Here is a 14942-nt window from a genome sequence, read left to right as displayed (position 1 = left end):
ATACGATCAAACCTCCGGGTTACCCAACGCTTCCGCGGCCCCCAGCAATCCGGTGTAGGGCTCGGTGACCACATAGACCGGCGTGTACTCGAGCAGCGGGCGCATACGTCCCTTGTCCTCAAAGCCGTTTCTGAACGGGCTCTCCAGGAAGAACTCCAGAAACCTTGGCAGGATACCACCACACAGGTAAACCCCGCCCAGACTGCCCAGGGTCAGCACGCCGTTACCGGCGGTACGCCCGAGAATCTCGCAGAAGTGACGCAGGGTTTCCCGAGCCAGCGAATCAGTGCTTTCCAGGGCCGCCGCAGTGATCTTTTCAGGCGCATCCAGTGGCGCCGCCACGCCCCGGATCTCGGCGTGGGCCTGGTAGAGGTTGAGCAGGCCCTGACCACACAGGATTCGCTCCACCGACACGCGACCGAACCGGGCTTTGAGAATCCGAAGAATACCCATCTCGACGTCATCGGTCGGGGCAAAGTCCACATGCCCACCCTCGGTCATCAGCGGTACCCAGCCGTTGTTGATGGGCACCAGACCAGACACCCCCAGGCCGGTGCCCGGCCCCATTACCAGGCGCGGCCTGCGCGGATCGCCGGGGCCACCGCAGACATGCACAAGGTTGGTCTGCGGCACATGCGGCACACCCAGGGCCATCGCCGTAAAATCATTGATAACCTTGAACGCTGACCAGCCAAACTGCTGGCGCACGTCCTCGGTATCGAATCGCCAGTGATTATTCGTCATCCGGACCTGCGTACCCCGGACCGGTGAGGCGACCGCAAGACAGGCCTGAGTGACAGAATTGACCCCCACCCTTTGAAGGTAGTCAACAACCGCCCGGTCCAGGTTGTCGTACTCAGCGCATGTCAGTACTTCTATAGCCTGCGGTTGCACATCCCCCTGCTCTACCAGGGCGAATCGCGCATTGGTACCCCCGATATCGCCAACCAGGGAATAGTGTTTTGCCGTCATGCGTCGTGATTCCAGAAAAAGCTCGCACCCTGCTCAGGGTTGCTGGCTGACCGGCGCAGCCAGCCGAACAACTCCCGCCCATAGCCGTGATGATACGCGGACAGATCTGCTTTTGCAGACTCCCTTTGATCGAACTCCTGCCCGTCCACCTTCACCGACAACGATCCATTCTCGGCATCCAGGCAAATCACATCGCCATCGCGTACCCGGGCGAGCGGACCGCCATCCAGGGCCTCCGGGTAGACGTGAATCGCCGCCGGTACCTTGCCGGAGGCACCGGACATCCGCCCATCGGTAACCAGACCGACCCGGTAACCGCGATCCTGGAGCACACCCAGATACGGTGTAAGCTTGTGCAACTCCGGCATGCCATTGGCTTTCGGGCCCTGGAACCGCACAACCACGATACAATCCTTATCCAGCTTACCCGCCTCAAAGGCCGCCTTCAGCTCATTCTGGTCATTGAATACCACAGCCGGCGCTTCGATGTGATGATGCTCCGGAGCCACTGCCGACACCTTGATCACACCGCGGCCCAGATTACCGTCAAGCACCTTCAGCCCGCCATTGGGCGCAAACGGCTCAGCGGCGCTGCTGAGTACTTCCGGCCACTGACTCTTGTCGACCGCAGGCTTCCAGGTCAGCGTTTCACCTTCAAGCCCGGGCATCTGCGCGTAGCGCTCCAGACCATGACCGACCACCGTTTCAACATCGTTGTGCAGATAGCCGGCGTTCAGCAGCTCCCGGATAAGATAAGGAGTACCGCCGGCCTCATGGAAGGCATTGACGTCCTCCTGACCATTCGGGTAAATCCGGGTCATCGACGGGACCACGGAAGACAGCTCCGCGTAATCGTTCCAGTCAATAATGATACCTGCCGCCCGGGCAATGGCGATCCAGTGGATAGTGTGGTTGGTGGAGCCGCCGGTCACCAGCAGGGCAACCAGGGCATTGACGATCGACTTCTCATCCACCATGTCGCCCAGGCCAAGCTCACCGCCATGGGGCTTCGAAAGCCGGATAACCTGTTCCGTGGCCGCGCGGGTGAGCGCTTCTCGCAACGGTGTGCCCGGATTCACGAACGCGGCGCCGGGCAGATGCAGACCCATGACCTCGACCAGCAACTGATTGCTGTTGGCGGTGCCATAGAAGGTACAGGTGCCGGGGCTGTGGTAAGACTTGCTCTCGGCCTCCAGCAACTCATCCCGGCCCACCTTCCCTTCGGCGTATAACTGGCGAATCCGCTGCTTCTCCTTGTTGGGCAGACCGGAAGGCATGGGCCCGGCCGGTACCAGGATTGTAGGCAGATAACCGAAGCTCAGGGAGCCAATCAGCAGACCCGGCACAATCTTGTCACAGATACCCAGCAACAAGGTGGCATCAAACATATTGTGACTGAGAGCCACCGCAGTGCTCATGGCAATGGTATCCCGGGAAAACAGACTGAGCTCCATACCCGGCTGCCCCTGGGTAACGCCATCGCACATCGCCGGCGTGCCGCCGGCAAACTGGGCCACCGACCCCATACCGTGCGCAGCCTCACGAATGATATCCGGGAACTTTTCATAGGGCTGATGGGCCGAAAGCATATCGTTGTAGGCCGACACCATGGCCACGTTGGCCTTGTTCATGAACTTGAGGGTGTCCTTGTCAGCCTGATTACAGGCGGCAAAACCGTGGGCGAGGTTGCCACAGGACAGGGTGCTGCGATGGGGGGACTGCGCTTTCAGGGCATTCATCCGGTCGAGATAGTCCTGCCGGGTGGTCCGACTGCGCTCGATGATTCGCTGGGTAACCTTGTCGATGGTGGGGTGCATGGCGAACTCCATTGCTTCGCAAAATTTGATTGTCGGTTATTGATGTAAGTTTACTTACTTTTTTTGATCATTCTACCCAGAGAACGTTCATTTATTATTTTTTTGTTGTTATATTTACTACATCTTGAGCGGTAACCGAACAAAAAACAGTCAAAGAAGGAGTCAAGACATGACTATCCGCATCGCAATCAACGGTTTCGGCCGCATCGGTCGCAACGTTCTCCGGGCACTTTATGAAAATAACTACCGAAAGCAGATCCAGATCGTTGCGATCAACGATCTGGGCGACGCAGAAACCAACGCCCATTTGTTGAAATACGACAGCGTTCACGGCCGCTTCGACGGCGTCGTCAGCCACGACGCCGAATCCCTGACTGTAAACGGTGACCGCATTGCCATCACCGCGATCCGCAACCCCGAAGAACTGCCCTGGAAAGACTTCCACATAGACGTGGTTTTCGAGTGCACCGGCCTGTTCACGAGTCGCGACAAAGCAGCTGCCCACCTCAGTGCCGGCGCCCGCAAGGTAATCATCTCGGCCCCCTCCCCGGACGCCGACGCAACTGTGGTCTACGGTGTAAATCACCACACCCTGGAAGCCGGACACGATGTCATCTCCAATGCCTCCTGCACCACCAACTGCCTCGCCCCGGTCGCGGAAGCCCTGCACCAGGCGGTTGGTATCGAAAGCGGCCTGATGACCACCATCCACTCCTACACCAATGACCAGAAACTCAGCGACGTCTACCACACCGATTTATACCGGGCGCGCTCTGCCACGCAGTCCATGATCCCGACCAAAACCGGCGCTGCGGCTGCTATCGGCAAGGTAATTCCCGAGCTTGATGGTAAACTGGACGGGCTAGCAGTCCGTGTTCCGACCATCAATGTATCACTGGTGGATTTCGGCTTCATTGCCGGCCGGGACACCACGGTCGAGGAAATCAATGAAGCGGTCCGGGCGGCAGCGGAAACCAATCCGGTCCTCGGCTTCAATACCGAAAAGCTGGTAAGCATTGATTTCAACCACAACGCGTTGTCCAGTGTGTTTGACGCAAATCATACCCGGGTGCTCGGTCGCCATGTAAAAGTCATGGCCTGGTATGACAATGAGTGGGGCTTCTCCAACCGGATGCTCGACAACGCCATCGCACTCGTCAACGCCGGCCAGTAAACAGACCAAAGGACAGATACCATGCTCAGGCGTACCAAGATAGTCGCCACCCTCGGTCCCGCCACGGACACCCAGGAAGCCCTTGCCGCTATTATCAGGGCCGGCGTTGACGTAACCCGACTCAACTTCTCCCACGGCAGCGCCGACGAGCACATCGCGCGGGCGCACAGAGTTCGGGAAGCAGCCGCCTCCCAGGGACGCTTCGTCGCACTCCTGGCCGACCTCCAGGGCCCCAAACTGCGCATCGCCCGCTTCGCCGGGAACAAAGTGTTCCTGGAGGCCGGCCAGACATTCATCCTCGATGCCGCCATGGACAAGGAAGCCGGCACTTCCGATCGGGTCGGCATCGACTATGAGCAACTGATTGCCGACGTTGCGCCGGGCGACATCCTGGTACTGGACGACGGGCGTATCGAAATGGAAGTGACCTCGGTGGATGACCACAGCATCACCTCCACCGTCCTGATTGGCGGCCCCTTGTCGAACAACAAGGGGCTGAACAAGCGTGGTGGCGGCCTTTCCGCCGAGGCGCTGACCGAGAAGGACAAGCAGGACATAGTCACCGCCGCCAAACTGGGTGCGGACTACGTGGCTGTCTCCTTCGTGCGCACCGCTGAGGACATGCACACCGCCCGCAGGTTGTTGCGCGAGGCAGGATCGGATGCCGGGCTGGTAGCCAAGATCGAGCGTGCCGAACTCGCCCACGATGAAGCAGCCCTGGATGCGGTGATCGAGGCATCGGATGCGGTCATGGTCGCCCGCGGCGATCTGGCGGTGGAAATCGGCGACGCGGAACTGGTCGGCGTACAGAAACATATCATCAACCGGGCACGATCTCTTGACCGGGTGGTGATCACCGCCACCCAGATGATGGAATCGATGATCACCAACCCGATGCCGACCCGGGCTGAAGTATCGGACGTCGCCAACGCAGTCATGGACTATACCGATGCCGTCATGCTCTCCGCCGAGACGGCCGTGGGCGACTACCCGATCGAGGCCGTCGAAGCGATGGTGCGGATCTGCCTGGGCGCGGAAAAGCATCCCTCCATGCACCAGTCCAAACACCGCATCCACGAAAGCATGGAACACGTTGACGAGGCTATTGCCCTGTCAGCCATGTATGCCGCCAACCACCTGGACGGCGTCACGGCAATCATCTGCATGACCGAGACCGGGGCCACCCCCCGGCTGATGTCCCGCATCAAGTCGAGCCTGCCGATCTTTGCCTACTCGCGACACCACACCACCCAGCATCGGGTTGCCCTGTTCCGCGGCGTCCAGACGGTGCCGTTCGATTCCGCGACGATTCCGCACGAGCAGACCAACGCTCTGGCCGTGGCTCAACTGGTCGAGCGTGACGTGGTCAAGGACGGCGACCTGGTAGTGATCACCAAGGGCGACTACGTCAACGCCCAGGGCGGAACCAACACCCTGAAGATCGTGCGGGTCGGGTCGGACATTCGCTGACCCCGCCACGAAGACAAAAAAGCCCACCGCGTCAGGTGGGCTTTTTTGTGGATCGATTGACCGCTCAGAGGCTGGCAAGACTCTGCCTGGCAATATCGGAAACCCTGCCCCAGTCCTTATTGGCGATGGCTTCCGCCGGGGTCAGCCAGGAACCACCAACCGCCTTCACGTTACCCAGCGCCAGATAGTCTTTCGCCGTGGCCTGATTGATCCCGCCCGTCGGGCAGAAGGTCACATCCGGGAACGGGCCGGCGAATGCCTTGAGCGCCGGTCGTCCACCGGAGACCTCGGCGGGGAAGAACTTGAATTCCCGGTAGCCAAAGGCATACCCCATCATCAGCTCGGAGACCGTGGCAATTCCGGGCAGAAGCGGTGCCTGGGAGGTCACCCCGAACTCCAGGATGGCCTCGGTGACCCCCGGGGTGATCACGAACTGGGCGCCCGCCGATTCCACCTGCCGGTACTGGGCAATGCTGGTGACGGTACCGGCGCCCACCCACGCCTCCGGAATGGCCTTGCGCACCTGCTCAATGGCCCGCACGCCGTGCTCGGTCCGCAGGGTGATCTCCAGCACGCGAATACCGCCATCTACCAGCGCCTGGCACAGGGGTATGGCATCATCAGGATCCTTGATCGCAATAACGGGCACCAGGGGGCAAGCATCAAGAACGGCCTGAACCCTGTCCCGGTGATAGTCGGATAGTTGATTCATCGGTTATCTCCAGAATTCTTTCAAGACGGGATTTCAGAGCCGTCAGGGGCTCCAGAAGATGTTCAGCCCGGGCTTGATAAAGCCTCGAATCGGCATCGCCAGCAGATCTTCGGGTTCGGATAACGCCACCCTGAGCGTTTCAACCTTGTCCACGCCCTTGAGATGCAAGGCGGTAAAACGGGCACCACTCAGCGCGGGAAACGTCAGGGTAATCCGTCGCTGGGCCTGGGACGGCGGCGTCATCGCAGCAACGATTTCGGGGCTGGACACGTCCATTGCACCGGGCAGCTCCGGCGCATCCGGGAACAGCGAGGCCGTGTGACCATCGTTACCCATCCCCAGGATCAGCACATCAATCGGCAAGTCCAGTTGTCCGAGCTCCCGCCTGACAGCCTCAAGCCCCTCCTCGGGCGTCTCACCCGGCTGTTTCAACGACAGGAAACGCGCGGCAGCAGCATGATTCCTGAGCAGGTTTTCCCGAACCAGAGTGGTGTTGCTGGCCGGATCTCCTTCCGGCACCCAGCGCTCGTCTGCAAGAAGAACATCCACCCGGCTCCAGTCCAGAGGCTTTTCCGACAAAGCCTGAAAAAAGGGCAACGGGGTGGAGCCACCGGAAACCACGAGGCTGGCCCGCGATGCCTCTTGCAGCCGCTGCTCCAGGAACCGGGAAACGGCATCTGCAAGCTCTGCGGCCACCTGCTCAGGGGTCTCGCCGAAACAGGCGCGAACCCCGGCAGGCAGCTTGATATCAGGCGTCTTCATACCAACTCCTTCCATCCCTGGTAATCATGGCAATGGAGGCCACCGGCCCCCACGTTCCGGCAGCATAGCGCTTGGGCGGCTCACCGCTGTCCTTCCAGTTGCGGATGACCTGATCCACCCACCGCCACGCATATTCAACTTCATCCCGGCGCACAAACAGGTACTGATTCCCCTTCATAACCTCCCAGAGCAGTCGCTCGTATGCATCGGGAATCCGTTCGGTCTCAAAGGTTTCGGAGAAGGTCAGCTCCAGCGGGCCCTGACGCAGGCGCATACCCTTGTCCAGGCCCTGGTCCTTGGTGAGGATTTTCAGGGACATCCCCTCATCAGGTTGCAACCGGATGATGAGCTTGTTGTTTGCCAGGTGCTTCTGGTCCGGATCAAAAATATAGTGAGGCGCAGGTTTGAAGTGGATGATGATCTGCGACAGCTTCTCCGGCAGGCGCTTGCCGGTGCGGATATAGAATGGCACCCCGGACCAGCGCCAGTTATCGATCTCGGCTTTCAGCGCCACAAAGGTTTCGGTCTCACTACCCTTGTTGGCGCCCTCTTCTTCCAGATAACCGGGCACCGGCTTGCCATCGCTGGTCCCGGCGGTGTACTGGCCCCGGACCACGTATCGGTCCATCATGTCAGGCGTAACCTGTTTGAGCGCCTTGAGCACCTTGACCTTTTCGTCCCGGATACTGTCTGCGGACAGGTCTGCCGGTGGATCCATCGCAATTAGACAGAGCAGCTGCAGCAGGTGGTTCTGAACCATGTCCCGGATTTGACCGGCCTGATCAAAATAGCCCCACCGACCTTCGATACCCACGCTCTCGGCGACGGTAATCTCCACGTGGGAAATGTGGTTCTGATCCCACTGGGAAGCGAACAGGTTGTTGGCAAAACGCAATGCGATCAGGTTCTGGACCGTCTCTTTACCGAGATAGTGATCAATACGGAACAACTGGTTTTCGTTGTAGACCGCCCCGAGCTCGTCGTTGATCACTCTGGAGGACTCAAGGTCATGGCCAATGGGTTTCTCGACCACCACCCGGGTCTTTTCGTTACAACAGTCGGCCGCTTTCAGGTTGCGGGCGATGACCCCGTACATTGAAGGGGGCGTCGCCATATAGACGATCAACTCGTTGTTGGGAGCATCACGCCAATCCTTCAGGGCTTCATAGCCTGCGGGATCATTGAAATCCAGCAACTGGTATTCGACTCGCTGCAGAAATCTCTCGGCAACTTCCGGCTCGAATTCTTCCGCCTTCACATGATGCTTCAGCTTGTCGAACAGCTGCTCGCGCACGCCCTTTGTATCCGCCTCTGTGCGGGCAATTGCCAGTATCCGGCTCCCCTCGGCCAGCAGGCCCGCCCGATCGAGCTGATAGAACGCCGGAAACAGCTTTCTCTGGGCGAGATCCCCCAGAGCGCCGAACAACATAAGGTCACAACGGGTATTGGTATTGTTGACCATTGGTTCCTTCTCTCTGTTATTGACGGCAGTCACAGCTTTACCGACTCCAACTACCGATGTAGTAATTTTAAACAAATAATGACAGCTGAAAATCGTTTTTCCAAGGAAAATTTGACTTAAATGATATTTTTACTACCCCATTCCCGAACGAAAAGCGGTATAATCACTCCGATTTTCTTATAACCATTGCACCAGCTGCAGGGAGTATCCACACCATGGCCGCGAATCAGTCGCACCGTGACGACAATCTGCTTGAAGATATACAGGCCCGGCTGGACAGCCTGAATAAATCCGAGCGCAAGGTGGCCGAGGCCATCCTTCGGGATCCCAGCGCCGCCACCCGCTACAGCATCGCGGCCCTGGCCCGCGCCGCGGACGTGAGTGAACCCACGGTAAACCGTTTCTGCCGCGGCTTCTCCGCCACCGGCTTTCCCGATTTCAAGATCCGGCTGGCCCAGAGCATTGCCACCGGTACCCCCTACGTCGGCCAGAACGTTGAGCCCGACGACACCGTCGCCGAGTTTGCCGACAAGATCATGCTCAGCACCATTGCCAGCCTGGACAAGGCGCGCCAGTCCCTGGACCCCAAGGCCCTGGCGACTGCCATCGACTACCTGATCCAGGCCAAACAGATCAACTTCTTCGGAATGGGCGGCTCTGCCTCCGTGGCCCTCGATGCCCAGCACAAGTTCTTCCGGTTCAACATCCCGGTCATGTCTTACGATGATGCCCTGATGCAACGTATGGTGGCCGCCGGCTCCCAGGTGGGTGACGTAATCGTATTGATCTCCTACACCGGCCGAACCAAGGAAACCGTCGATATCGCCAAGGTTGCCCGCGAGAACGGCGCCACCGTGATCGGTATCACAAACCCGGAATCTCCCCTGGCCGACTGCTGCACGGTTGTTCTCGGTGTTACTGCACCGGAAGATACCGAGGTGTACATGCCTATGTCGTCGCGGATCATCCACCTGACCGTGATCGACATCCTGGCGACCGGCGTGACACTCAAGCGCGGTGCGGATTTCCTCGGTCATCTCAAGAAAATAAAAGAGAGCCTCAAGGCGACCCGTTTCCCCCAGAGCTGAGGCTCCAGCCGCTTCTTTCAAGTTAGCAGACACTGCCCGGGAGGGGCTCATTCTTCTACGCCCCTCCTACCCCTGATCTACCCCCGATTTTTTCAGCCCGGTTGATGTGCCAGATCCGGCTTTACCGCCGGAAACCGCTGTTTACGGATCCTTATTCGGTGTGGCCGGCGAAGTGCCCGAGATCTATAGCCGGAAAGCTCAGCAAGCGGGCCGGGCGTGACAATAGCCCGGCAAACCATGGACAAAAAAAGGGGAGCCGACATGGCTCCCCTTTTTTTGGTCACAGAACGTGCGTCAAGGGCGCTCGACTTCTGCCTGATCACGAAGATACTGCTGGTATGCAGCGTACTCGCGCTGGCCCTCAAGTGATGCCAGGAACTGACGAAGTTGCTCGAACTCCTGGCCGTCCCGGTCCGCGTCTCCTGCGTTAACCGCATCAAGTGCTACAACCGCCGCCTGCTGAGCGGTCACGGTGTTGCCATAGGTTGCGGCCCCCTCTTCCGGGCGCGGCAGGGAGAAGGCTGTTCGCATGACCGCGGGAGCTACATCTCCGGCATTACGGCCCTGCGCCTCATAGGATTGCCACTCGCCGGCTTCAATATTCTCCGACGACTTGCCTTGCTCAAGACTGGCGATGACGGCTTCGGCCCGCGCGGCCAGCGCCTCGCGGGTTTCCTGCGCCACCAGGCGCTCGCGAATCTGATCACGAACCTCGGCGAGCGGCAACTGCTGCGCCTCACGGTATTCCCTGACACGGGCAACGACTGAAAGATTATCCCCCACATCAATCAGCTCCGTGTTGTAGCCGCCGTTCAGGACGTCGTCCGAGAACAGCTGACGCACCAGGCCGGCGTGGTCAAACGGTGCCTGACCGCCATCGCGGGTTACACCGCTGATCTCGCGCACCTCGAGCCCCAGCTCCTCGGCCGGACCGGCCAGATCGTCGGCGGCGTAGGCAGAATCCGCCAGTTGCGACCGGACCTCGGCAAACCGCGCTTCAGCCTTGTCTCTGGCCAGCTCACTACGCAACTGTTCCTCCAGCTCCGCCAATGGCGGCACCTCGGAACGGCGAACATCTTCAAGCTTGATCAGGTGAACACCGAAACTGGTGTTCACTGGCTCGGAGACCTCACCCTCTTCCAGTGCAAACAGAGCGTCTTCAAAGGCTTCGTCATAAACGCCACGCCCCGCGTAGCCGAGATCACCGCCTTCCTCGGCCGAGACGGTATCAATGGAATATTCCTCCGCAAGCGCGGCAAAGGATTCGCCGGCGGCCAGACGTTCCTGGATGGTCGCCATGGTCTCCGACGCGTCGGCTCCATCCTCAATCAGGATATGAGATGCCCTGCGCTCTTCTCGCGCCAGGTCATCGGAACGTTCCTCGTAGTAGGCCTGCAATTCTTCGTCCGTGACTTCTGTACTGTCTGCAAGGGAACCCAGAGAAAGCGCGATATAGGCCGCATCGACCTGCTCCGGCTGCTGGAAAGCGCTCGCATTGTCCTCGTAGAAGGCCTCTACTTCCGCATCGGTAACCTCTACCTGATCGGCGACGACGCTGGCAGGAATTGTCAGCACCCGGAAATCACGGGTCTGGTTCTGGATCTGCAGCAGTTGGGCCGCATTCTCCTGGCTCGAAATACCGCTCTGTACGATGCCTGCACGGATCTGGTTGACCACGTATTGTTTGCGCATGGCCTCACGGAATTCACCCACACCCATGCCCATGTTGCGCACAGTCGCCACGAACCGGTCCCGGTTGAATTTGCCGTCCACCTGGAACTGGGGCATCTGGGTAATCAGGGAATCAATGTCAGCATCGGACAACGCAAGCCCCTGGTTCGCGGCATCCTGGGTCAGAACCGATTCCTGGATCAGGGATTCAAGAACATCTTTCCGGATCTGGTCCTCATTCAACAGGGACGGATCCGGAGTTTCCATTTGTGACAGGCGGCGCTGGCTTTCAAGTTGCACCAGGCGGAGAAACTCGCGCTCGGTAATATCTTCGCCATTGACAGTCGCTACCTCCGGCTCACCGGAAAAGCCGCCGATTATGGCGTCCATTCCCCATATGGAGAGGGATACAATCAACAGCCCGATAATGATCTTGGCAATGGTACCCTGGGCATTTTCCCGAATATCTTGAAGCATGTTACTCCCGAATCCCCGTCAAGGTCGTGCGGTATTGTTACAACGTAAAAAGGCGCACCCTGTCCGGAATGCGCCTTCAATTCTTCTGGGCGGCAGGCCGAAGCCAGGCCGCCGGAGAAAGAACCGTTACTTGACGGCGTCTTTCAGGGCCTTACCTGCCTTGAAGCCAGGCACTTTTGAGGCCGGGATCTTGATCTCGGCACCAGTCTGCGGGTTACGACCGGTACGAGCAGCACGCTCTTTCACAGAGAAAGTACCAAAGCCGATCAGGGTAACCTGATCACCTTTTTTGAGGGCACCGGTAATGGAGTTGGTCATGGCGTCCAGAGCACGGCCAGCGGCGGCTTTGGAAATATCTGCGGACTCTGCAATTGCATCGATAAGTTCGGACTTGTTCACACTAAACCCCTTCGATTTCAGGTTGAAGATGTTATAGGTTGGTTTATTTCTTCGCGGACGTTCTCGACTATCGCATAAGCGTTCCGAGAATTCCATTCTTCAGTTTTATTATTCCTTGCGGCTGTTAACCGGTGTTCGGAATAGGCACTTACTGCGCGGGAGCCCTTGGTATTGGCTGCTTCACGGCGAAACAGTTATACCAACGGGCTCTCAGGCGTGTCAACAACTCATCAAGGCTTTAATGCGTATTTATGCGCTCTGCAGCATCGCCTTCCTCGTCCCGGGGTTTCCCGGAACCGGTCTCGCCGGACGCTGATTCGGCATGGGGCTCGGGGGGATACGCCAGAGCGATATCCAGTACCTCGTCGATCCACTTGACCGGACGGATCTCCAGAGACTCCTTGATATTCTCAGGTATCTCCTTGAGATCACGAACGTTTTCCTCAGGGATGATGACGGTCTTGATGCCGCCGCGATGGGCCGCCAACAGCTTCTCCTTGAGCCCGCCAATCGCAAGGACACGCCCCCTGAGAGTGATCTCACCGGTCATCGCCACGTCCGCGCGAACGGGAATTCTCGTCAGTGCGGACACAAGTCCGGTGCACATCCCGATACCTGCGCTGGGGCCATCTTTCGGGGTGGCACCCTCGGGTACGTGGATGTGCAGGTCATGCTTCTCATGGAAGTCATTGGCTATACCCAGTCCGGCTGCACGGCTCCGCACCACGGTGAGGGCGGTCTGGATGGACTCCTGCATCACATCGCCCAGTGAGCCGGTCTTGACGACGCGGCCCTTGCCCGGTGTCAGGGCACATTCGATGGTCAGCAACTCGCCGCCTACCTGGGTCCAGGCCAGACCAGTGACCTGGCCGATCTGATCGCTCTCCTCGGCAAGACCGTACTTGAACTTCTTGACGCCGGAATAGTCTTCCAGCATGTCCGGCGTCAGCGTTACAGCAGCCTTCTCACCGGCTTCGACGTGCTCGCGCACCACCTTACGGCAAATCTTGGCAATCTCACGCTCCAGGCCGCGCACACCCGCTTCCCGAGTGTAATAGCGGATGAGATCGCGCAGGGTTTCTTCCGGCATCTTCAGCTCATCCTTGCGCAGGCCGTTGGCCTTGATCTGCTTCGGCAGCAGGTAGCGCAGAGCGATATTCACTTTCTCGTCCTCGGTATAGCCGGGGATGCGAATGATCTCCATCCGGTCCAGCAGGGCCGGCGGAATATCCATGGAGTTGGAAGTGCACACGAACATCACATCCGAGAGATCGTAATCCACCTCAAGATAATGATCATTGAAGGTATGGTTCTGTTCCGGGTCCAGCACTTCCAACAGTGCGGAAGCCGGGTCGCCCCGGTGATCCATGCCCATCTTGTCGATCTCGTCGAACAGGAACAACGGATTCTTCACCCCTACCTTGGACAGCTTCTGCAGCAGCTTGCCCGGCAGCGCTCCAATGTAGGTCTTGCGATGACCGCGAATCTCGGCTTCATCCCGCACACCACCCAGCGCCATCCGGGTGTATTTGCGGTTGGTAGCCTTGGCGATGGACTGGCCCAGCGAGGTCTTACCCACGCCAGGAGGACCCACCAGACACAACACCGGCCCTTTTACCTTCTTGACGCGGCTCTGGACGGCCAGGTACTCGAGAATCCGCTTCTTCACCTCGTCCAGGCCGTAGTGGTCCCGGTCGAGGATTTCGCGGGCTTTCTCTATGTCGTGGCGTACCCGGCTGCGTTTCTTCCAGGGCACTGCCAACATCCAGTCGATGTAGCCACGCACCACAGTCGCCTCGGCGGACATCGGGGACATCATCTTCAGTTTATTCAGCTCGGCTTCGGTCTTCTTGCGGGCTTCTTCCGGCAGGCCGGCTTCTTCGAGTTTCTTCTCGAGCTCTTCAAAATCGTTGTTCCCCTCACCGAGCTGGCCCATCTCTTTCTGGATGGCCTTCATCTGCTCGTTCAGGTAGTACTCCCGCTGGCTGCGCTCCATCTGTTTCTTCACACGGCCACGGATACGTTTCTCGACCTCGATCAGGTCGATTTCACCATCCAGCTTGCCCAGCAGCAGATCCACGCGCTTGCGCACATCCAGAGCTTCCAGCAGCTCCTGCTTCTCGGGAATGCGCATCTCGAGGTGCGCCGCCATGGTATCCGCAAGGCGCTCCACCTCGTTAATGCCGGTCAGGGAGTTGGAGACCTCGGAAGGAACCTTCTTGGAGAGTTTGACGAATTTCTCGAACTCGTCCATCAGGGTCTTGACCAGCACTTCCTCTTCGCGCTCGGGCAGAGACTCTTCTTCCAGCAGCACGGCGCTGCCGGTGAGGTAGTCAGCCTCATTGATATTACTGATGGAGGCCCGGGCATTGCCCTCTACGAGTACTTTCACGGTACCGTCAGGGAGCCGCAGCATCTGCAGCACGGTCGCCAGGGTGCCCATATCGAACACATCACTGGCACCGGGCTCATCGGTAGAGGCGTCGCGCTGGGCCACCAGCAGGATTTCCTTGCTGCCCTCCATGGCCGCTTCCAGCGCCTGGATGGATTTTTCGCGGCCGACAAACAGGGGCACCACCATGTGCGGGAACACCACCACGTCCCGCAGAGGGAGCAACGGGTATTCTTGCACGGTATCTTCGGATATCAGGGTCATAGGACTTCCTCTGACGGTATTTCTTTCAGCATATCACCCTTCATTGGGGCGCTGAGGAAAATTGCAATCTTTTTACGGGGGGAAAAACGGATTGGGATTCGAGTTCACATGGAGGTGAAGATGGGGTCAGAAGAAAGCGTTCTTCTGACCCCGGAGTTCGAACGTTAAGGCGGGGTCAGATGAAGGTTTTCATCTGACCCCTGAGTCTCGGCGTGGGATTGGGGTCTGATGAAGGCTTTCATCTGACCCCGGGTTTACCTTCCCCGCCTGCAAGCCGGTCCG

General features: G+C 58.8%; 11 protein-coding genes. 3 read left to right on the top strand and 8 right to left on the bottom strand.

Going from position 1 to position 14942, the window contains the following annotated elements:
- Positions 1 to 6: 6 nt before the first annotated feature.
- Positions 7 to 972, bottom strand: a complete 966-nt coding sequence (locus tag MD273_RS06245) for a glucokinase (RefSeq protein ID WP_239036887.1) — start codon at positions 970 to 972, stop codon at positions 7 to 9.
- Positions 969 to 2789: a phosphogluconate dehydratase gene (gene edd, locus MD273_RS06240; RefSeq protein WP_239036886.1), complete on the bottom strand. Its 1821-nt coding sequence runs from the start codon at positions 2787 to 2789 to the stop codon at positions 969 to 971. Before edd ends, MD273_RS06245 begins: the two co-directional genes overlap by 4 nt.
- A 169-nt stretch (positions 2790 to 2958) precedes the next feature.
- On the opposite strand from edd, the gene gap reads away from it, so the two are divergent.
- Both gap and pyk read left to right on the top strand, forming a co-directional pair.
- Complete coding sequence (gap, locus tag MD273_RS06235; RefSeq protein WP_239036885.1) at positions 2959 to 3963, top strand: type I glyceraldehyde-3-phosphate dehydrogenase; 1005 nt, start codon at positions 2959 to 2961, stop codon at positions 3961 to 3963.
- Between the two features lie 21 nt (positions 3964 to 3984).
- Positions 3985 to 5433 carry a pyruvate kinase gene (pyk, locus tag MD273_RS06230; protein ID WP_239036884.1) on the top strand — a complete coding sequence of 483 codons (1449 nt, stop codon included), beginning with the start codon at positions 3985 to 3987 and terminating at the stop codon, positions 5431 to 5433.
- Positions 5434 to 5497: 64 nt separating this feature from the next.
- On the opposite strand, the gene MD273_RS06225 is transcribed toward pyk, so the two are convergent.
- From MD273_RS06225 to zwf, 3 genes are read right to left on the bottom strand one after another with little or no spacing between them, the layout of a single operon-like run.
- A complete protein-coding gene (locus MD273_RS06225; RefSeq protein ID WP_239036883.1) occupies positions 5498 to 6145 on the bottom strand; it encodes a bifunctional 4-hydroxy-2-oxoglutarate aldolase/2-dehydro-3-deoxy-phosphogluconate aldolase in 648 nt (215 codons plus the stop codon).
- Positions 6146 to 6187: 42 nt separating this feature from the next.
- A complete protein-coding gene (gene pgl / locus MD273_RS06220) occupies positions 6188 to 6907 on the bottom strand; it encodes a 6-phosphogluconolactonase (RefSeq protein ID WP_239036882.1) in 720 nt (239 codons plus the stop codon).
- A complete protein-coding gene (gene zwf, locus MD273_RS06215; RefSeq protein ID WP_239036881.1) occupies positions 6894 to 8369 on the bottom strand; it encodes a glucose-6-phosphate dehydrogenase in 1476 nt (491 codons plus the stop codon). Before zwf ends, pgl begins: the two co-directional genes overlap by 14 nt.
- A gap of 215 nt (positions 8370 to 8584) precedes the next feature.
- Between zwf and MD273_RS06210 the strand changes: the two genes are divergently transcribed.
- Positions 8585 to 9457 (top strand): MurR/RpiR family transcriptional regulator, encoded by an 873-nt coding sequence (locus MD273_RS06210; protein ID WP_239036880.1) that lies wholly within the window; start codon positions 8585 to 8587, stop codon positions 9455 to 9457.
- Positions 9458 to 9751: 294 nt separating this feature from the next.
- On the opposite strand, the gene MD273_RS06205 is transcribed toward MD273_RS06210, so the two are convergent.
- From MD273_RS06205 to lon, 3 genes are all read right to left on the bottom strand, one after another.
- Positions 9752 to 11605 (bottom strand): SurA N-terminal domain-containing protein, encoded by a 1854-nt coding sequence (locus MD273_RS06205; protein ID WP_239036879.1) that lies wholly within the window; start codon positions 11603 to 11605, stop codon positions 9752 to 9754.
- Between the two features lie 126 nt (positions 11606 to 11731).
- Entirely contained in the window at positions 11732 to 12004 is a 273-nt protein-coding gene (gene hbs, locus MD273_RS06200; protein WP_008174603.1) for a non-specific DNA-binding protein Hbs, read from the bottom strand.
- A gap of 238 nt (positions 12005 to 12242) precedes the next feature.
- Entirely contained in the window at positions 12243 to 14660 is a 2418-nt protein-coding gene (gene lon / locus MD273_RS06195) for an endopeptidase La (protein ID WP_239036878.1), read from the bottom strand.
- Positions 14661 to 14942: the final 282 nt, after the last annotated feature.

This window comes from Marinobacter sp. C7, from assembly GCF_022343555.1.
Taxonomy (GTDB): Bacteria; Pseudomonadota; Gammaproteobacteria; order Pseudomonadales; family Oleiphilaceae; genus Marinobacter.
This window is presented reverse-complemented; position numbering and strand designations above follow the sequence as displayed.